The organism is Colwellia piezophila ATCC BAA-637, from assembly GCF_000378625.1.
Lineage (GTDB): Bacteria > Pseudomonadota > Gammaproteobacteria > Enterobacterales > Alteromonadaceae > Colwellia > Colwellia piezophila.
Window position 1 is genome coordinate 1 of the sequence record NZ_KB905185.1, and the last position, 20,115, is coordinate 20,115.

Consider the following 20,115-nt stretch of genomic DNA (forward strand, 5'->3'; position numbering starts at 1 on the left):
GCTCCAGGTTCAATCTTACCTCATACTAAGTTCGAATCAGAAGTTTACATCTTAAGCAAAGATGAAGGTGGCCGTCATACTCCATTCTTCAAAGGCTACCGTCCACAGTTTTACTTCCGTACAACGGATATCACTGGTGCTGTAGAGCTTCCTGAAGGTGTTGAAATGGTAATGCCAGGCGACAACTTGAAGTTTGTTGTTGAGCTAATCAACCCAGTAGCGATGGACGAAGGTTTACGCTTCGCAATCCGTGAAGGTGGTCGTACTGTTGGTGCTGGTGTTGTTTCTACAATTCTAGACAAGTAATACTGATTGATAACTAATTTACGCTAGAATTTGTCTTAGCGGCATTGGCAGTACTCATTGACTCACGTCAACTCCGTGCTTCCGCTTTGCTAAGACTGCATCTAGCATTAAATTAATCTATCAATATCTAAAGAAGGTCGCTAACGCGGCCTTTTTTGTGCTTGTTATTTGACCACTAATGTTTGGCTTGCATAGTTGCCCAAATTTTATATCTGTTGAGGTCAATAATTACAGCAACTATGACAAAGAAATGTCTTATCTTAGCCATTAGCTCAAATACTTCTTGAGTAAAACACTGGGCTGAGTATAATGACGCCTCACTTCTCGAGTCTCTCTTAATTCCCAAAAAAATAAGATTCACTCGATGAGTATAACTATTGCTTTATAAGCGATCTGTAGGGGTGTAGTTCCAATTGGTAGAACAGCGGTCTCCAAAACCGATGGTTGGGAGTTCGAGTCTCTCCACCCCTGCCATTTTGAGTAGACATAGGTAAACTTACGTATGTTTTATCGGCTTGTGTTAGCAAGTCGTGTAATTAAAAAGTAGATAAATACGGAATAGAATTATGAATGCAAGTACAGAAGAGCAACCAAGCAGTTCTTTCGATACGTTAAAGTGGGGTATTATTTCCTTACTTTTAGCTGCTTCAGTTGCAGGCAATTACGTTTACGGTGAAGAATCAGTTTTAATTAGAGCCGTTGCCGTTGTCGTAATGGTTGGTGTTGCGGGTTTAATCGCATTGCAAACTGAAAAAGGCCGTAATGCCGCTATATTTGCAAAAGAAGCGCGTACTGAAGTACGTAAAGTTGTATGGCCAACACGTCAAGAAGCCACACAAACAACAGGTATTGTATTAGTAGTGACTTTATTGATGTCATTACTACTTTGGGGATTAGACTCTGTTCTATTCTGGTTAGTTAGTTTAGTTACAGGTATGCAGGTTTAGTTATGTCTGAAGAAAATATGTCAGAAGAAGATATCCCAGAAGAAATTTCAGCTGCAGAAAGTGCAGAGCAGCAATTAAATAGAAACCCGAAATTACGCTGGTACGTAGTACAAGCCTTTTCTGGTTATGAAGGCCGTGTACAAAAAACATTGGTTGAGCATATTGGCATTCACAGTTTAGAAGACAAATTCGGTGAGATCTTAGTGCCTACCGAAGAAATTGTTGAAATGCGTGCAGGTCAAAAGCGTAAAAGTTCACGTAAGTTCTTCCCAGGTTATGTTTTAGTTCAGATGGAGCTTGATGACGAATCTTGGCATTTAGTTAAAAGCGTACCGCGTGTACTTGGTTTCATTGGTGGTACAAAAGAACGTCCAGCGCCAATTACCCAAAAAGAAGCGAACCGCATCTTACAGCGTCTTGAAGAAACAGATAAACCTAAACCTAAAACATTGTTTGAGCCGGGTGAAGTTGTTCGTGTTATTGACGGACCGTTTGCTGACTTCAGTGGTGTGGTTGAAGAGCTTGATTACGAGAAAAACCGTATTAAAGTCTCAGTGCTTATCTTCGGTCGTTCAACACCTGTTGATTTAGAATTTGGTCAAGTTGAAAAAGGTAGCTAAACGCTAACTATTTCAATTAGATTAAAAAACGCTTGCCTTGTGCAGGCGTTTTTTGTTTCTGGGGCTTTATTTTTAAATAATTACAATGAAATCAGTTTAATAAGGTATGTGACAGCTGACTGTCATATGACATTAAGGGGTACAGTCATATCAATGACGCCGTGTTTTTGTGTTTATCATGATTTAATTATTACCGATTAAAATACAAATTAAATATAACAAGGAAGCTAGTATGGCTGATGGTAAAGCACAATTGGATAACGACATAATAGATGAAACAGTTAGTTACAGGGAAGGGTTTAGTTATAAATTTGAAGATGCAGGGAATGTTATAAATGTTCGTTGTTCCTCAATTTCGGGAAAAGAGACTGTTTACGTAAATGAAGTATTGGTCGCTGAAAAACGTTCATTCAGAAGGAAATCTTCGATGGTATTTAATATCGGTGGCGACAGGTATGAAATTGAATTTAATGTTGTGGATATGCTTAAGGGAGAAACGCATTGCACATTAATTAAAAATGACCTCCATGTAAAAACGATAAAAAAAGCACTACTTAAGAAGAACCAAATATCGGGAAAAAATGGATGGTTGAAAGTGTCTTTGATTTTTGTGTTCGGTCTCATTTCAGGTTATCTGTTAATGGATTATTTGCTAATATTTTTTGGTGGTTAATATGGACGTTAATGCAAGAAAGATTAAAGCCTTAAGAACTAGCAATGGGTGGACTCAGCAACACTTAGCTGATGTTTGCGCTATTAGTCTACGGACAGTGCAACGGGTAGAGCGCTATGGCAATGCATCGCAAGAAACATTAGCTAGTTTTGCTTCGGTATTTGAATTAGCTCAGGCTGAATTGATTGTTGCAGAGCAACAAGTAGAACAAGTTTCAGCGATAGCTAACATTAATCAATCACAAGCTTTAGTTGTTGCCGCTTTATTTGGCGCCTGTGTTGGCGCATTAATAATGTATGTAGTTGGTTAGTGATTAACTTTAAAATAGATTTAAAAGGATTTAAAAATGAAAAAAATAAAGGACATTCAGGAAGAGTTAGATAGCCCAATTATCTTTTGGACTTCAATAGGTGTTGCAATAAGTGCATCGACTGCAACAACAATGAAGTTGGAGGTTTTGGGGTTGGTACTCAGTGTTGCGGCTGGTGTTGCCATTGGTGCAACCATAGGCTACCTCACTAAAAAAGAGCAAGAAAAATCACAGCAGAAAAATACCAAAGAGTAGCTTTAGAAAAGACGGACTAGGTTAGTTAGTCCGTCTTTTCGGTTACTCAGTCATTGCCGTGATCGCTAATAAATACCAGATAGAATTTTGTAACCCTTGCTCAACCCAGCGCCAATTGTTTTCATCTGGCCCTTCTGCCCAAGTAATAACATCGCCAGTAGTATGAATTTCTCTAAATGAGGGCGGGGGGAGGTAAACGTCATTTTATTTCCGTAAGGTTATATTTTTTCAAAAATTAACCATAACTTAATGAGTAATATTTAGTAATACCTTAATCAGGGTAATAGCGATTGTTGGGGGCACTTTTTTGGGAAGCGTTACCCTTAACTGGCCGATGATTATCTTAGTTGTTTTTTGCTATCAATATGCTGGTGCTGTAATAATTGATGCAACTTATCTATCTTAGCTTCGAGTATCAGCATATCTTCTTTAGTGGCAATAGTTTGCTTAGGTTTACCTTCTTCTTCATGCATGACTTGCATGGCATCAACAATAATACCAATAAATAAGTTAAGCACAGCAAAACTAGTAATAATAATGAACGGTACAAAGAATACCCAAGAGAAAGGGAAGAACTCCATGGTTGGGCGAACTATACCCATAGACCAACTCTCTAGCGTCATTACCTGAAATAAGGTATATGCGGAAGCACCAATAGTGCCAAACCATTCCTGCATGTTGGCATCACTATGACTGCCAAATATCTTAGTGGTTAGTACCGCAGAAACATAGAAGATAATGCTTAATACGCCAACTACGGAAGCCATACCCGGTATTGAGTGACCTAGTGCGCCAATTACGCGACGCATTTGTGGTACTACAGAGAGTAGGCGCAGTACCCTTAATATTCTGAAGGCACGTAATACTGAAAGCGCGCCACTGGTTGGTGCCCAAGAAATAGCGACAATAATAAAGTCGAACCAATTCCATCCTGAGCGGAAAAAATCACCTCTATAAACAATGAGTTTTAACAATAGCTCTATAGAGAACATCACTAGGATGGTCGTATCTATGAGTTGTAGGATATCGGCATTAGCTTTACCGAACTGACTGGTTTCAAGTCCAAGAGTAAAGGCATTAAAGAGAATAAGAAAAATAAGAAAGTGCTGAAATTTTTTACTCTCAACGAATTTTTGTAATCGAGAGCTCTGCTTAATTGTAGACGACAATGAAATCACCAAAGTTGTAAAAACAAAAGTATAAAATATGGCTTAGTTAGTGGAATTCAAGGACGGTGGTGCTTTGATTGTGTGTATAAATGTAATCAATAAAAAGCGAAGTAAAATTTCATCGTTATTGCCATTAAGAAAGTCAATATAAATGGGGCTATACCTTCCTTTAGCATAAAGAACTTGAAATGGTAGGCCTGGTTAATATATAATCCGCTGCCGCTTATTTTTAGCGCGCACTAAATGCGTTTTATAAGGTTGTGAAAACAACTATTTTATAAGGCAAGTTTTGTAAACAGGGAAGCGATAACTCAGTATCAAGTTGGTGAATTCTAACTTGGTGTAAGTGAATCGCGTTAATTACCCAAACACAAGGTATTTTAAAATGGCTAAAAAAGTCCAAGCTCTAATCAAGCTACAAGTAGCTGCTGGTGCAGCTAACCCGTCACCACCAGTTGGTCCTGCATTAGGTCAACATGGTGTTAACATCATGGAATTCTGTAAAGCGTTCAACGCGAAAACAGATTCTTTAGAAAAAGGCGCTCCGGTTCCAGTAGTAATTACTGTATATAATGACCGTTCGTTTACTTTCGAAACTAAAACTCCACCTGCTTCTTACTTATTGAAAAAAGCAGCTGGCGTAAAAAGCGGCTCTGGTCGTCCTAACACTGAAAAAGTTGGTACTGTTACTACAGCACAACTTGAAGAAATTGTTAAGATGAAAGAACCTGATTTGACTGCTGGTTCTATGGAAGCTGCAGTGCGTACCATTGCGGGTTCTGCTCGTTCAATGGGTTTAGTGGTAGAGGACTAATCAATGGCTAAATTATCAAAACGTACTCGTCTTATCCGTGAAAAAGTAGACGTATTAAAAGAATATGATATCAAAGAAGCTGTTTCTTTATTAAAAGAATTTGCTACTGCTAACTTCCGTGAAAGCGTAGATGTTGCAGTAAATCTTGGTATCGATGCTCGTAAATCAGATCAAAACGTTCGTGGCGCGACAGTATTACCAAATGGTACTGGCCGTGATGTACGTGTTGCTGTATTTACCCAAGGCGAAAACGCAGAGAAAGCTAAAGCAGCTGGTGCTGACATCGTTGGTATGGAAGATTTAGCTGCGCTAGTAAAAGCTGGCGAAATGAACTTCGACGTTGTTATTGCTTCTCCTGACGCAATGCGTGTTGTTGGTCAACTAGGTCAAATCTTAGGCCCTCGTGGTTTAATGCCTAACCCTAAAGTTGGCACAGTAACTCCTGATGTAGCTGGCGCTGTTAAAAAAGCTAAGTCTGGTCAGATTCGTTACCGCAACGACAAAAACGGCATCATCCATACCACAATTGGTAAGGCTGATTTCGACGCTGCACACTTACAAGAAAACTTAGAAGCATTGCTTGAAGCGCTTAAAAAAGCAAAACCTGCAAATGCTAAAGGTCAATACTTGAAGAAAGTTTCTCTTTCTACAACTATGGGTGCCGGCGTTGTCGTCAACCAATCGACTCTTTCTCAAGACTAATATTTACCGGTAATTTATTACCTGTAAATGCTTGAGTAAAGTTTCGAGTATTGAACCTTTACAAGGGCGAAATTATAACCTATAATTTCGCCCCTTAAATTTTGGTAGGAGTTGTGTGCTTTTCAGTATTAATTATTGATAAACAAGCAACCCCCGTCCAAGACCGTAGGTGTAGTTATTTCTTCTGATATAACGACTTAATCTGTCCTACGTAGATGGTGATTACCCAGATATTTCCCGTAAATTCTGGTCCTCGCCGTTATGGCCTAACCAATAAGAGATTATTAGTTAGGGATTGTAAATACCGGTACTTTTTACCGGTTTGAACCAGGAGTTAAAGCCAATGGCTATCAATCTTGATGATAAAAAAGCAATTGTTGCTGAAGTTCAAGAAGCTGCTAATGGCGCTCAATCAATTGTAATCGCGGATGCCCGTGGTGTACCAGTTGAAGCAATTACTGTATTGCGTAAGCAAGCACGTGAAAATGGTGTATGGATGAAAGTTGTCCGTAACACATTAGCACGTCGTGCAGTAGAAGGTACTGAATTTGAATGTGTTTCTGACTTATTCAAAGGTCCTTCATTAATCGCTTTTTCTAGTGAGCACCCAGGTGCTGCTGCACGTTTATTCACAGACTTCGCTAAAACTAACGAAGCTTTTGAATTAAAAGCAGCTGCATTTGAAGGTAATTCTGTCGACGTAAACATGTTAGCTAAGCTACCAACTTACGACGAAGCAATTGCACAATTAATGAGCGTTATGAAAGAAGCATCTGCAGGCAAGTTAGTCCGCACGATTGCTGCACTTCGCGATCAGAAAGAACAAGAAGCTGCATAATTTATTTTTTGTTTACTAAGGTAAGCAAAGTAAAAGCACTTTTTGTATTTATAGTTATTCAAAACAGCGCATTATATTATTATATAAAGCTGTTTATTAAAAAACAGGAAATTTAAAATGTCTATTTCTAAAGACGATATCTTAAACGCAGTTGCTGAAATGTCAGTAATGGACGTAGTTGCACTAATCGAAGCAATGGAAGAGAAGTTCGGCGTATCTGCTGCTGCTGCTACTGTTGTTGCTGGCGATGCCGGTGGTGCTGCTGCAGAACAAACTGAATTTAACGTTGTAATGACTAGTTTCGGTCCTAAGAAAGTTGCAGTAATCAAAGCCGTTCGTGCTGCAACAGGCCTAGGTCTTAAAGAAGCTAAGGACTTAGTTGAAGCCCTTGGTAATATCAAAGAAGGCGTAGAAAAAGCTGAAGCTGATGACCTTAAGAAACTTCTTGAAGAAGCTGGTGCTTCTGTTGAGATCAAATAATCTGTTTTTAAACAGATTATTTGCCTGAAAAGGCATGGCTGGTGATTTAAACGTCACCGGCCTTTTTGCGCTTTTGTTGTTAGAGAATAAATAAACTTTTTATTTACTAATAATGTACTATTAAGCGTTTAGGTATTTTTCTAATTATTAGAGAATTATCTAGTAGTATTTAGACGTAAATACTACAGCATAACCTGTCTAACTGAGCTTTGCTCAGTGGGCAGATTTGGCCATAACCAGCAAGCTGAGGAACCCCATGGCTTACTCATACTTTGAGAAAAAGCGAATTAGAAAGGACTTTGGTAAAAGTGTACAAGTAATGGAATATCCATTTTTATTGTCCATTCAACTCGATTCTTTCCGCAAGTTTATTGATCTTGACACAACAGGTGAAACCGGTCTAGAGGCTGCTTTCCGTTCTATTTTCCCTATTAAAGCTTATTCAGGTAGCTCAGAATTACAATATGTAAGCTATCGTTTAGGTGAACCATTATTTGACGTTAAAGAATGTCAAATACGTGGTGTGACTTATTCTGCACCATTACGCGTTAAATTACGCTTAGTGGTTTACGATAAAGAAGCCGCAGCCGGTACTGTTAAAGATATCAAAGAACAAGAAGTGTACATGGGCGAAATCCCGTTGATGACTGAAAACGGTACCTTCGTAATTAATGGTACTGAGCGTGTTATCGTTTCACAATTACATCGTTCTCCTGGTGTATTCTTTGATCACGATAAAGGTAAAACGCATTCATCGGGTAAAGTATTATATAACGCACGCGTTATTCCTTACCGCGGTTCATGGTTAGATTTTGAATTCGATCCAAAAGATAACTTATTTGTACGTATCGATAGACGCCGTAAATTACCCGCGTCAATCATCTTACGTGCATTAGAATATTCTACTGAAGATATTCTTGATATGTTCTATGACACAACTGAATACGCCATCAAAGGTGATAAGTTGATCATGGATCTTATCCCAGAGCGTCTTCGTGGTGAAACTGCTACTTTTGATATTTCGATCAAAAAAGGTGAAGTATTAGTTGAGTCTGGTCGTCGTATTACTGCACGCCACATTCGCGCTTTATCTAAAGCTAAAATTGAAAAACTAGAAGTACCAGCAGATTATATCGTTGGTCGTGTTTTATCAAAAGCTTACATCGACAAATCTACTGGTGAAGTCATTGCAGAAGCAAATGCCGAAATCACTTTAGAGATGTTAGCCGAGCTTAGCCAAGCGGGCCATAAAGTAATTTCTACTTTATATATGAACGAATTTGATGTTGGTTCATATATGTCTGATACCTTGCGTGTAGACGGTTCAACTAACAAGCTAGAAGCTTTAGTTGAAATATACCGCATGATGCGCCCAGGCGAGCCACCAACGAAAGATGCTGCTGAAGGTTTGTTTACTAACTTATTCTTCGCCTCTGAACGTTATGACTTATCTAAGGTAGGTCGTATGAAGTTCAACCGTCGTGTTGGCAATGCTGATGATGTTGGTACTGGCATCTTATCAAAAGACGATATTATCTCGGTAATGAGAACCTTGATCAATATTCGTGATGGTAAAGGCGAAGTTGATGATATCGATCACTTAGGTAACCGTCGTATTCGTTCTGTTGGTGAAATGGCAGAAAACCAATTCCGTGTTGGTCTTGTTCGTGTTGAACGTGCAGTACGTGAACGTTTAAGTCTTGGTGACTTAGATGCCATCATGCCACAAGATTTAATTAACGCTAAACCAATTTCTGCGGCAGTGAAAGAGTTCTTTGGCTCATCACAATTGTCACAGTTTATGGATCAAAACAACCCGTTATCAGAAGTAACGCATAAGCGTCGTATTTCTGCCTTAGGGCCGGGTGGTTTAACCCGTGAACGAGCTGGTTTTGAAGTACGAGATGTACATCCAACGCATTATGGTCGTGTTTGTCCAATCGAAACGCCAGAGGGTCCAAACATTGGTTTGATCAACTCGCTTTCATGTTACGCACGTACCAATGATTTTGGTTTCTTAGAAACACCATACCGTAAAGTCATTGACGGTTTAGTAACAGACGACATTGATTACTTGTCAGCGATTGAAGAGGGTAACTTTGTTATCGCTCAGGCTAACGCTAAACATGATGATAAAAAAATGTTGACTGAAGAATTAGTTAACTGTCGTCATAAAAATGAATTTACTTTAAAAGCTTCTGCTGAAGTTCAATATATGGATGTTTCTCCACAACAAATTATTTCTGTTGCGGCGTCACTTATACCATTCCTTGAACACGATGATGCTAACAGAGCCTTGATGGGCTCGAACATGCAACGTCAAGCTGTACCTACCTTAAAAGTGGATAAACCGCTTGTTGGTACCGGTATGGAAAAAGTAGTTGCTGTTGATTCTGGTGTTACTGCAGTTGCCAAGCGTGGCGGTGTAGTGAGCTATGTTGATGCTTCACGTATCGTAGTAAAAGTTAATGAAAGTGAAATGCACGCTGGTGAAGCGGGTATTGATATTTATAACTTAACTAAATACACACGTTCTAACCAAAATACTTGTATCAACCAACGTCCAGTGTGTCGTATGGGTGAGCCAGTAGTACGTGGTGATGTATTAGCCGATGGTCCTTCAACAGATATGGGTGAATTGGCACTAGGCCAAAACATGCGTATCGCTTTCATGCCTTGGAATGGTTACAACTTTGAAGATTCAATGTTGTTATCCGAGCGTGTTGCTATTGAAGACAGATTCACAACTATTCATATTCAAGAGCTAACCTGTATCGCTCGTGATACTAAGCTTGGTAGTGAAGAAATTACTGCAGATATTCCAAACGTAGGTGAATCAGCATTATCTAAATTAGATGAAGCGGGTGTTGTTTACATTGGTGCTGAAGTTAATGGTGGTGACATCTTAGTGGGTAAAGTAACCCCTAAAGGTGAAACACAACTTACGCCAGAAGAAAAACTTTTACGAGCTATCTTCGGTGAGAAAGCTGCAGACGTTAAAGATAGTTCATTACGTGTACCTAACTCTGTTAAAGGTACTATCATCGATGTGCAAATATTCACTCGTGACGGCGTTGAAAAAGATGCTCGTGCGGTTGAAATTGAACAAATGCAACTTAAAGAAGTCAAAAAAGATCTTGGCGATGAATTAAGTATCTTTGAAGATGGCATTTATGCACGTACTAAAAAGTTATTGTTATCAGCCGGTTTAAATGAGTCTGACCTAACGTCTATGTCTCGTGACAAATGGTTAGTACAAAACTTAAACGATGAAGGTCAACAAGCTGAATTAGAGCAAATCGCTGAGCAATGGGGCAACATCAAAGAAGACTTCGATAAGAAGTTTGAAGTGAAACGTCGTAAGATCACTCAAGGTGATGACTTACAACCAGGCGTATTAAAAATTGTTAAGGTTTACTTAGCTGTTAAACGTCACATTCAGCCAGGTGATAAAATGGCTGGTCGTCATGGTAACAAGGGTGTTATTTCAAACGTAGTTCCTGTTGAAGATATGCCATACGATGAGTTTGGTGTACCAGTAGATATCGTCTTGAACCCGTTAGGTGTTCCATCACGTATGAACATTGGTCAGATCTTAGAAACTCACTTAGGCATGGCATGTCGTGGTGTTGGTGAAAAGATCAACCGTATGTTAGAAGAACAACGTGAACTTCATAAACTACGTAACTTCATTCAAGAAGTTTATAATGTTGGTGAATCTCGCCAAGTAGTTGATATTGCAAGTTTCTCAGATGATGAAGTATACCGTTTAGCGGATAACCTTCGTGCAGGTCTTCCTATTGCTACTCCAGCATTTGATGGTGCAGCAGAGAAAGAAATCAAAGAGTTATTTAAACTTGCTGATATGCCTGAAAGTGGTCAGTTCTGGTTAACAGATGGTCGTACCGGTCGTAAGTTCGAGCGTCCAGTGACTGTTGGTTATATGTATATGTTAAAACTAAACCATTTAGTTGATGACAAAATGCATGCTCGTTCAACGGGTTCTTACTCACTAGTAACCCAGCAACCACTAGGCGGTAAAGCGCAGTTCGGTGGTCAGCGTTTTGGTGAGATGGAAGTATGGGCACTTGAAGCTTATGGTGCTGCTTATACCTTGCAAGAAATGCTAACGGTGAAATCTGATGATGTTAACGGTCGTACTAAGATGTATAAAAGCTTAGTTGATGGTGATCACAAAATGGAACCAGGTATTCCTGAGTCGTTCAATGTATTACTTAAAGAAATTCGTTCTTTAGGTATTAACATCGAATTAGATAAGGATTAGTAGCCTAATGCCTAGAGTTTAGCTCTAGGCATTTAGTTCTAAGAAGTTGTAGCTGAACATATTCAGTGAGGGGAGAAGACAATTTTTGTTTTCTTCTAAAGATTTAACTCCGACAGGAGAAGAGTGTGAAAGATTTACTTAAGTTTCTTAAGCAACAGAATCAAACCGAAGATTTCGATGGTATTCGCATCGGCTTAGCATCACCAGATTTGATGCGTTCTTGGTCATTTGGTGAAGTTAAAAAGCCAGAAACCATTAACTATCGTACCTTTAAGCCAGAACGTGACGGATTATTCTGTGCACGTATTTTTGGCCCAGTAAAAGATTATGAATGTCTTTGTGGCAAATACAAACGCCTAAAGCATCGTGGTGTTATTTGTGAAAAATGTGGCGTTGAAGTTACGTTAACTAAAGTTCGTCGTGACCGTATGGGTCATATCGAATTAGCTAGCCCAGTTGCTCACATTTGGTTCTTAAAATCATTACCATCACGTATTGGTTTATTACTTGATATGACCTTGCGTGATATTGAGCGTGTGCTTTATTTTGAATCATATGTTGTTACCGAGCCAGGTCTAACAACACTAGAAAAAAGCCAAATTTTAACGGAAGAAGAATATCTTGATGCGTTAGAAGAGCACGGTGATGAATTCGACGCACTAATGGGCGCCGAAGCGGTATTAGCTTTACTACAACAAATTGATTTAGATGCCGAAGTAGCGCAAATGCGTGAAGAGTTACCTGAAATCGGTAGTGAAACTAAACGTAAAAAAATCACTAAACGTTTAAAATTAATGGAAGCCTTCGCCGCTTCAGGCAATAAGCCTGAGTGGATGATCATGAACGTGCTACCAATTTTACCACCAGATTTACGTCCGTTGGTACCATTGGATGGCGGCCGTTTTGCTACCTCTGATTTAAACGATTTATACCGTCGTGTTATTAACCGTAACAACCGCTTAAAACGTCTTCTAGACTTAATTGCTCCAGATATTATTGTACGTAACGAAAAACGTATGTTACAAGAATCTGTTGATGCATTACTAGATAACGGTCGTCGTGGTCGCGCTATTACCGGTTCTAACAAACGTCCTCTTAAATCTCTTGCCGATATGATTAAAGGTAAGCAAGGTCGTTTCCGTCAGAATTTACTTGGTAAACGTGTAGATTACTCTGGTCGTTCGGTAATCACGGTTGGTCCTACGCTTAAACTACATCAATGTGGTTTACCTAAGAAAATGGCATTAGAGTTATTTAAACCATTTATCTACGGACTTTTAGAGCGTCGTGGTCTAGCTACTACGATTAAAGCCGCTAAAAAATTAGTTGAACGTGAAGGCGCTGAAGTTTGGGATGTACTTGATGAAGTAATCCGTGAACATCCAGTAATGCTTAACCGGGCACCAACTCTTCATAGATTGGGTATCCAAGCGTTTGAACCTGTGCTGATTGAAGGTAAAGCAATTCACCTTCATCCACTCGTTTGTGCGGCATACAATGCCGATTTCGATGGTGACCAAATGGCGGTACACGTACCGTTAACTATCGAAGCGCAAATGGAAGCACGTACGTTGATGATGTCAACTAACAACGTATTAGCACCAGCTAACGGTGAGCCAATTATCGTTCCATCACAGGATGTTGTATTAGGTCTTTATTACCTAACACGTGATCGTGTTAATGGTCTTGGTGAAGGCATGGTCTTTGCTGATGAGAAAGAAGTTGAAAAAGCATACCGTACCGGTGTTGCTGAGTTGCACGCTCGCGTTAAAGTACGTATTACTGAGCACGTAAAAAATGCTGATGGTGAATGGGAAGCCGTAACTAAGTTACGTGATACTACTGTTGGCCGTGCCATTATGTGGCAAGTTTGTCCTAAGGGTTTACCTTATGACCTAATTGACTTACCACTGGGTAAAAAACCAATTTCAAAATTGATTAACCATGCTTACCGTAACTTAGGTTTAAAAGAAACGGTAATGTTTGCTGACCAAATCATGTACACAGGTTTTCATTATGCAATGATCGCTGGTGCATCGGTTGGTATCGACGATATGGTTATTCCTGCTGCTAAGTACACCATCATTGAAGATTCAGAAGCTGAAGTTGCTGAAATTCAAAATCAATTCGATCAAGGTTTAGTTACTCAAGGCGAAAAGTACAACAAAGTAATTGATATATGGACCAAGGCGAATAAAGACATTCTCAACGCCATGATGAAAAATTTATCAAAAGAAACTGTTATTAATAAAGATGGTGAGCCTGAAGAACAAGATTCTTTCAACTCAATCTTTATGATGGCTGATTCTGGTGCTCGTGGTAGTGCTGCACAGATTCGTCAACTAGCAGGTATGCGTGGTTTGATGGCTAAGCCGGATGGTTCTATCATTGAAACACCGATCAAAGCTAACTTCCGTGAAGGTTTGAGCGTAGCTGAATACTTTATCTCGACTCATGGTGCGCGTAAAGGTCTTGCCGATACAGCACTTAAAACAGCTAACTCGGGTTACTTAACTCGTCGTTTAGTTGATGTTGCACAAGATTTAGTGGTAACAAACCATGACTGTGGTACTACTGATGGTCTAATGATGACGCCACTCATTGAAGGTGGTGATGTTGTTGAACCGTTACGTGAACGTGTATTAGGTCGTGTAGTTTGTGATGACGTATTAATTCCAGGTACTGAAGAAGTCTTACTTCCTCGTAATACCTTAATTGATGAAACACTTTGTGATGTAATTGAAGCCAATTCAGTGGATCAAATCAAAGTACGTTCAATCATTACTTGTAAAACTGACTTTGGTATATGTGCATACTGTTATGGTCGTGATTTGGCCCGTGGTCATATGATCAACCAAGGTGAAGCCATTGGTGTTGTGGCAGCACAATCAATCGGTGAACCAGGTACACAGCTTACCATGCGTACGTTCCATATCGGTGGTGCGGCTTCTCGTGCTACTGCAGAGAACAACGTACAAGTTAAAAATACCGGCCATATGAAATTACAAAACGCTAAGTTTGTTACAAACTCAGACAAAAATCTTGTAATTACCTCTCGTTCATCAGAGTTAACTATCATTGATGAAATGGGTCGTGAAAAAGAGCGTTACAAAGTACCTTATGGTTCTGTACTGACCAAAGATGATGGTGAAGCAGTTACCATTGGCGATATAGTCGCTAGTTGGGACCCGCATACTCACCCTATTATCACGGAAGTTGCCGGTAAGGTTCAATTCGTTGACCTTGTTGATGGCGTAACCATGGTACGTCAAACGGATGAACTAACTGGTTTATCAAGCATTGTTATAACCGATGCTGCACAGCGTAATGCTACCGGTAAAGAAATGCGTCCAGCATTGAAACTTGTCAATAGCAAAGGTAAAGACGTAATGATTGCGGGAACTGAAATTCCAGCACTTTACTACCTACCAGGTAATGCGATTGTAAACCTTGAAGATGGTGCCGATGTAGGCGTTGGTGATGCACTAGCGCGTATACCACAAGCCAGTTCAAAAACTCGTGATATCACCGGTGGTCTGCCACGTGTTGCTGATTTATTCGAAGCGCGTAAACCTAAACTTCCTGCAATACTTGCAGAGAAAACGGGTGTTGTTGCTTTCGGTAAAGAAACTAAAGGTAAGGTTCGTTTACTTATCACTCAACCGAATGGTGAAGTGTACGAAGAGATGATCCCGAAAACGCGTCAATTAAATATCTATGAAGGTGAGCCAGTCATCAAAGGTGAGCTTATCGCCGATGGTCCTGAATCTCCACATGATATTTTGCGTTTACGTGGTGTGCCATCAGTTGCTAACTACATAGTTAACGAAGTACAAGAAGTTTACCGCCTACAGGGTGTTAAGATTAACGATAAGCACATTGAAGTTATCGTACGTCAAATGATCCGTAAGTGTGAAATACTTGTCGCTGGTGATGGCGATTTCTTAAAAGGTGAAATAGTTGAAGTGGCGCGCGTTAATATCGCAAACCGTGAACTAGAAGCTGCAGGTAAAGAGCCAGCTGAATATGTAATGTTAATGATGGGTATTACTAAAGCATCACTTGCAACTGAATCGTTCATTTCAGCAGCCTCTTTCCAAGAAACAACACGTGTGCTTACTGAAGCTGCTGTTGCAGGTAAGAAAGATGGTCTACGTGGCTTGAAAGAGAATGTTATCGTTGGTCGACTTATCCCAGCAGGTACTGGTTATTCGTATCATCAAGAACGTGCTCGACGTAAAGCGGCAGCATTAAACCCTGTTGCTGAAACAAAAGTTTCAGCTGATGATGCAGAAAAAGCACTAACTGATGCTTTGAATGCTGATTTGCTATCAGGTAATAATGACTAATTGTTATTAAGTAATAGGGCAACTTATTAAGTAATAACCAAAAGCCGCATCTTTATTAGATGCGGCTTTTTTGTGTTACAAAGTAAATTATCCTGCCAGGGATAATTTAGAAAACGATCTTTGGGCCAGAATAAGAGCGGCTATAACGATCAAATACTTGACAGCTCAATCATTGACCTATAGAATTCCGCGACCTTATATTCTGTACCCAGTGTACTTAATGTAAAAAGTATAATTAATATTATGCTTTGGTAAGGTAAGAATAAATTACGAGCGCGTAAATCTTTTCCATTGATTTAAGTTTTACGCAATAATTTATCAAGGCTACTTTCCTTGGTAACAACTAATCAGGAGCTATAATGGCAACTATTAACCAACTAGTACGTAAACCACGTGTTAGACAAGTAACTAAAAGTAACGTTCCGGCGTTACAAGCTTGTCCACAACGTCGCGGCGTTTGTACTCGTGTGTATACTACTACACCTAAAAAACCTAACTCAGCACTACGTAAAGTAGCTCGTGTTCGTTTAACTAACGGCTTCGAAGTTACTTCATACATCGGTGGTGAGGGTCATAACTTACAAGAGCATAGCGTGATTTTAATCCGTGGTGGTCGTGTTAAAGATTTACCTGGTGTGCGTTATCACACCGTTCGTGGCGCACTAGATTGTTCTGGTGTAAGCGACAGAAGACAAGGCCGTTCTAAGTACGGTGCTAAACGACCTAAATCTTAAGTTTTCCTTCCTTTGCCTAGTCGATAGGTAAAAGATAAAAAACGTTAAGTAAGGCCAAATTAAAAATTTTTTTAAATTATGTATTTTGGGTTAAACCTGAATAACACGGAGAATTAAGATGCCAAGAAGACGCGTCGTTGGGCAACGTAAAATATTGCCAGATCCTAAGTTCCATAACGAACTTTTAGCAAAATTCATCAACATCCTTATGGTTGATGGTAAGAAATCTACTGCCGAAAAAATTGTTTACGGTGCATTAGACATTTTATCAACTAAAGAATCTGAGAAAAGCCAAATTGAGTTGTTCGAAACAGCTCTTGAGAACATTCGCCCATCTGTCGAAGTTAAATCTCGTCGTGTTGGTGGTTCTACTTATCAAGTTCCAGTTGAAGTACGTCCAGTGCGTCGTAATGCTCTAGCCATGCGTTGGTTAGTTGAAGCAGCTCGTAAACGTGGTGAAAAATCAATGGCTCAGCGCCTAGCTAACGAAATGTTAGATGCGTCTGACAGCAAAGGTTCAGCGGTTAAGAAACGTGAAGACGTTCACCGTATGGCTGACGCTAACAAAGCATTCGCTCACTACCGCTGGTAAGCTAGCAGTACTGACTGATTGTACTATCTACCTTTGGGCATGCTCATTGGTAGATACATGGCTAGCAAGATTATTCTTGCTAGCCATACTCATTTTACGGACTAGCGCTTTTAGCGTAAAATGCTAAAGATTGAAATAGAGTTTTATGAACTAAGTATTTGCACGTTGAGATTGACTCATCAACGAATATTTAGTTCATAACACTAAACATAAATTACTGGCTCATTTACCTGAATAAATGACCAGTAATGGTAAGAGGATTACATTTTGGCCCGTATCACCCCTATAGAGCGCTACCGTAATATTGGTATTTGTGCGCATGTTGATGCAGGTAAAACGACAACCACAGAACGGATATTATTCTATACAGGTCTATCTCATAAGATTGGTGAAGTGCACGACGGCGCGGCCACTATGGACTGGATGGAACAAGAGCAAGAACGTGGTATAACCATCACTTCTGCGGCAACAACTTGCTTCTGGAAAGGTATGGAAGGTCAATTTGAAAATCATCGCATCAATATCATCGATACCCCAGGTCATGTTGATTTTACCATTGAGGTTGAGCGCTCGTTACGAGTACTGGATGGTGCGGTATTAGTACTGTGTGCATCTTCAGGCGTACAACCTCAAACCGAGACAGTCTGGCGTCAAATGGAAAAGTATGCGGTACCACGCATTGTATTCGTTAACAAAATGGATCGAACAGGTGCAGACTTTTTAGTGGTTGTTGAGCAATTAAAAGATCGTTTAGGTGCTAAGGCCGTACCAATACATTTACCTATCGGTGCAGAAGAAGATTTTACCGGTGTTGTTGATCTTATTAAAATGAAAGCCATTAACTGGTCTGAAGAAGATCACGGTATGACTTTCACTTACGAAGAAATTCCTGCTGATATGGTTGAACAGGCAGAAGAGTGGCGCGAAAATTTAGTTGCGGAAGCCGCGGAAGCCAATGAAGAGTTAATGGATAAATACCTTGAAGATGGTGAATTAACTGAAGCAGAAATTAAAGCAGGTTTACGCGCGCGTACCTTAGCCAATGACCTGATATTATGTAGTTGTGGTTCGGCTTTTAAAAACAAAGGCGTACAAGCCGTACTTGATGCCGTTATTGAATATTTACCCTCGCCAACAGAAGTTGCCGCGATTATCGGTATCAATGATGATAAAGACCAAACTGAAGGCATTCGTGAAGCAAGTGATGATGCACCTTTCTCGGCTTTAGCCTTTAAAATAGCGACTGACCCTTTTGTAGGTACGCTAACATTTTTCCGTGTTTACTCTGGTGTAGTGCAAACAGGCGATAGTATCTATAATCCAGTAAAGGGTAAGAAAGAACGCTTTGGTCGTATTGTGCAAATGCACGCGAATGACAGACAAGAAATTAAAGAAGTTCGCGCCGGTGATATTGCTGCGGCGATTGGTTTGAAAGATGTCACTACCGGTGATACCTTATGTGATATTAAGCATGTTATTACCTTAGAGCGTATGGAATTCCCAGAGCCGGTAATTTCAGTTGCAGTCGAGCCAAGAACGTTGGCTGCCCAAGAAAAAATGGGTGTTGCCTTAGGAAAACTTGCTGCTGAAGATCCTTCTTTTAGGGTGCATACTGATGAAGAAACGGGTCAAACCATTATTTCTGGTATGGGTGAGCTACACTTAGATATTTTAGTGGAGCGCATGAAGCGTGAGTTTGGCGTAGAGTGTAATGTCGGTAATCCACAAGTGTCTTATCGCGAAACGATACGCAGCAGTGTTGAAGTCGAAGGTAAATTTGTCCGTCAATCAGGTGGAAAAGGCCAATATGGTCATGTCGTGCTGAAGATGGAGCCAAACGAAGAAGGCGCTGGTTTTGAGTTTGTAAACGAAATTGTTGGCGGCTCAGTACCAAAAGAATATATTCCTGCAGTAGAAAAGGGTTGTCAAGAGCAAATGGATAGCGGTGTTTTAGCCAGTTTTCCATTATTAGACATTAAAGTCACGCTCATTGACGGTTCTTTTCATGACGTTGACTCTAACGAGATAGCGTTTAAAGTTGCTGCCTCTATGGGCTTTAGAAAGGGAGCGCTTGCAGCTAACCCTGTTATTTTAGAGCCAATGATGAAGGTTGAAGTCTCAACACCTGAAGCCAATATGGGTGATGTGGTTGGAGACTTAAATCGTCGTCGTGGATTGATAGAAGGCATGGATGAAGGTCCTGCAGGTTTGAAAATTGTAAATGCATTGGTACCCTTAGCCGAAATGTTTGGTTATGCTACCGACTTGCGTAGTGCTACTCAAGGCCGTGCATCTTACTCTATGGAGTTTCAGCAGTATAATGAAACGCCGAAAATGGTAGCACAAAAAATCATGGAAACTCGTTAGAGCATCCATTACAAGAATATTTACATCTGGCAAGGTCATTTTGACTGCGCCTTTTAATTTATATAGTTTACTAAACTTTAAGGTAATTGAAAAATGGCTAAAGAAAAATTTGAACGTACCAAACCACATGTTAACGTTGGTACTATCGGTCACGTAGATCACGGTAAAACAACTTTAACAGCTGCAATCTCATCAGTATTGGCTAAAATCAATGGCACTGAAGCTTCAGATTTTGCCCAAATTGATAATGCTCCTGAAGAGCGTGAACGTGGTATTACTATCAATACTTCTCACATCGAATATGATACTGAAGTACGTCACTACGCACACGTAGATTGCCCAGGCCATGCTGATTACATCAAAAACATGATCACTGGTGCTGCACAAATGGATGGAGCTATCTTAGTAGTTGCTGCTACAGATGGTCCTATGCCACAAACACGTGAGCACATCTTATTATCTCGCCAAGTTGGTGTTCCTTACATCATCGTATTCATGAACAAATGTGACATGGTAGATGACGAAGAATTATTAGAGCTAGTAGAAATGGAAGTTCGTGAACTTCTTAGCGAATATGACTTCCCAGGTGATGATTTACCAGTAATTCAAGGTTCAGCACTTGGTGCATTGAACGGTGAAGAAAAATGGGTAGAAAAAATCGTTGAACTAGCTCA

Annotated in this window: 17 protein-coding genes and 1 tRNA gene; 17 read left to right on the plus strand and 1 reads right to left on the minus strand. The window is 40.0% G+C overall.

Going from position 1 to position 20,115, the window contains the following annotated elements; genetic code table 11:
* The 7 genes from F580_RS25225 to F580_RS0123035 all read left to right on the plus strand — a co-directional run.
* The coding region (locus F580_RS25225) for an EF-Tu C-terminal domain-related protein (protein ID WP_019030116.1) at positions 1–306 on the plus strand (306 nt) is incomplete at its 5' end.
* 397 nt (positions 307–703) lie between these two features.
* Positions 704–780, plus strand: a tRNA-Trp gene (locus F580_RS0123010).
* Between the two features lie 92 nt (positions 781–872).
* Positions 873–1,253, plus strand: a complete 381-nt coding sequence (gene secE, locus F580_RS0123015) for a preprotein translocase subunit SecE (RefSeq protein WP_019030117.1) — start codon at positions 873–875, stop codon at positions 1,251–1,253.
* 2 nt (positions 1,254–1,255) lie between these two features.
* Positions 1,256–1,873 carry a transcription termination/antitermination protein NusG gene (gene nusG, locus F580_RS0123020; protein ID WP_019030118.1) on the plus strand — a complete coding sequence of 206 codons (618 nt, stop codon included), beginning with the start codon at positions 1,256–1,258 and terminating at the stop codon, positions 1,871–1,873.
* Positions 1,874–2,105: 232 nt separating this feature from the next.
* Positions 2,106–2,546: a hypothetical protein gene (locus tag F580_RS0123025; protein ID WP_019030119.1), complete on the plus strand. Its 441-nt coding sequence runs from the start codon at positions 2,106–2,108 to the stop codon at positions 2,544–2,546.
* 1 nt (position 2,547) lies between these two features.
* Positions 2,548–2,856 carry a helix-turn-helix domain-containing protein gene (locus F580_RS0123030; protein WP_019030120.1) on the plus strand — a complete coding sequence of 103 codons (309 nt, stop codon included), beginning with the start codon at positions 2,548–2,550 and terminating at the stop codon, positions 2,854–2,856.
* Between the two features lie 36 nt (positions 2,857–2,892).
* Entirely contained in the window at positions 2,893–3,111 is a 219-nt protein-coding gene (locus F580_RS0123035) for a hypothetical protein (RefSeq protein WP_019030121.1), read from the plus strand.
* A gap of 338 nt (positions 3,112–3,449) precedes the next feature.
* On the opposite strand, the gene F580_RS0123045 is transcribed toward F580_RS0123035, so the two are convergent.
* On the minus strand, positions 3,450–4,280 hold the full coding sequence (locus F580_RS0123045) for an ion transporter (RefSeq protein ID WP_019030123.1): 831 nt from the start codon (positions 4,278–4,280) through the stop codon (positions 3,450–3,452).
* A gap of 385 nt (positions 4,281–4,665) precedes the next feature.
* Here F580_RS0123045 and rplK point away from each other — a divergent pair, with 385 nt between their 5' ends.
* From rplK to F580_RS0123095, 10 genes are all read left to right on the plus strand, one after another.
* A complete protein-coding gene (gene rplK, locus F580_RS0123050) occupies positions 4,666–5,094 on the plus strand; it encodes a 50S ribosomal protein L11 (RefSeq protein ID WP_019030124.1) in 429 nt (142 codons plus the stop codon).
* Positions 5,095–5,097: 3 nt separating this feature from the next.
* The gene (gene rplA, locus F580_RS0123055) at positions 5,098–5,796 is read left to right on the plus strand and encodes a 50S ribosomal protein L1 (RefSeq protein WP_019030125.1); all 699 of its coding nucleotides are present in this window, start codon (positions 5,098–5,100) and stop codon (positions 5,794–5,796) included.
* Between the two features lie 343 nt (positions 5,797–6,139).
* A complete protein-coding gene (gene rplJ, locus F580_RS0123060) occupies positions 6,140–6,634 on the plus strand; it encodes a 50S ribosomal protein L10 (RefSeq protein ID WP_019030126.1) in 495 nt (164 codons plus the stop codon).
* A 117-nt stretch (positions 6,635–6,751) separates the two neighbouring features.
* A complete protein-coding gene (rplL, locus tag F580_RS0123065) occupies positions 6,752–7,114 on the plus strand; it encodes a 50S ribosomal protein L7/L12 (RefSeq protein WP_019030127.1) in 363 nt (120 codons plus the stop codon).
* A gap of 256 nt (positions 7,115–7,370) precedes the next feature.
* The gene (gene rpoB, locus F580_RS0123070) at positions 7,371–11,399 is read left to right on the plus strand and encodes a DNA-directed RNA polymerase subunit beta (protein WP_019030128.1); all 4,029 of its coding nucleotides are present in this window, start codon (positions 7,371–7,373) and stop codon (positions 11,397–11,399) included.
* Between the two features lie 125 nt (positions 11,400–11,524).
* A complete protein-coding gene (rpoC, locus tag F580_RS0123075; RefSeq protein WP_019030129.1) occupies positions 11,525–15,748 on the plus strand; it encodes a DNA-directed RNA polymerase subunit beta' in 4,224 nt (1,407 codons plus the stop codon).
* 359 nt (positions 15,749–16,107) lie between these two features.
* Positions 16,108–16,482, plus strand: coding sequence for a 30S ribosomal protein S12 (gene rpsL, locus F580_RS0123080; RefSeq protein WP_011045492.1), 375 nt, complete (start codon positions 16,108–16,110; stop codon positions 16,480–16,482).
* Positions 16,483–16,600: 118 nt separating this feature from the next.
* Positions 16,601–17,074 carry a 30S ribosomal protein S7 gene (gene rpsG / locus F580_RS0123085; RefSeq protein ID WP_019030130.1) on the plus strand — a complete coding sequence of 158 codons (474 nt, stop codon included), beginning with the start codon at positions 16,601–16,603 and terminating at the stop codon, positions 17,072–17,074.
* A gap of 267 nt (positions 17,075–17,341) precedes the next feature.
* Positions 17,342–19,441 carry an elongation factor G gene (gene fusA, locus F580_RS0123090; protein ID WP_019030131.1) on the plus strand — a complete coding sequence of 700 codons (2,100 nt, stop codon included), beginning with the start codon at positions 17,342–17,344 and terminating at the stop codon, positions 19,439–19,441.
* 93 nt (positions 19,442–19,534) lie between these two features.
* A partial coding sequence (locus tag F580_RS0123095) for a GTP-binding protein (protein ID WP_019030132.1) occupies positions 19,535–20,115 on the plus strand: 581 nt, incomplete at its 3' end.

Excerpts from the sequence above, each read along its gene's own strand:
- secE (WP_019030117.1), top strand. The coding sequence starts at position 873 with ATGAATGCAAGTACAGAAGAGCAACCAAGCAGTTCTTTCGATACGTTA.
- nusG (WP_019030118.1), top strand. The coding sequence starts at position 1,256 with ATGTCTGAAGAAAATATGTCAGAAGAAGATATCCCAGAAGAAATTTCA.
- F580_RS0123025 (WP_019030119.1), top strand. The coding sequence starts at position 2,106 with ATGGCTGATGGTAAAGCACAATTGGATAACGACATAATAGATGAAACA.
- F580_RS0123030 (WP_019030120.1), top strand. The coding sequence starts at position 2,548 with ATGGACGTTAATGCAAGAAAGATTAAAGCCTTAAGAACTAGCAATGGG.
- F580_RS0123035 (WP_019030121.1), top strand. The coding sequence starts at position 2,893 with ATGAAAAAAATAAAGGACATTCAGGAAGAGTTAGATAGCCCAATTATC.
- rplK (WP_019030124.1), top strand. The coding sequence starts at position 4,666 with ATGGCTAAAAAAGTCCAAGCTCTAATCAAGCTACAAGTAGCTGCTGGT.
- rplA (WP_019030125.1), top strand. The coding sequence starts at position 5,098 with ATGGCTAAATTATCAAAACGTACTCGTCTTATCCGTGAAAAAGTAGAC.
- rplJ (WP_019030126.1), top strand. The coding sequence starts at position 6,140 with ATGGCTATCAATCTTGATGATAAAAAAGCAATTGTTGCTGAAGTTCAA.
- rplL (WP_019030127.1), top strand. The coding sequence starts at position 6,752 with ATGTCTATTTCTAAAGACGATATCTTAAACGCAGTTGCTGAAATGTCA.
- rpoB (WP_019030128.1), top strand. The coding sequence starts at position 7,371 with ATGGCTTACTCATACTTTGAGAAAAAGCGAATTAGAAAGGACTTTGGT.
- rpsL (WP_011045492.1), top strand. The coding sequence starts at position 16,108 with ATGGCAACTATTAACCAACTAGTACGTAAACCACGTGTTAGACAAGTA.
- rpsG (WP_019030130.1), top strand. The coding sequence starts at position 16,601 with ATGCCAAGAAGACGCGTCGTTGGGCAACGTAAAATATTGCCAGATCCT.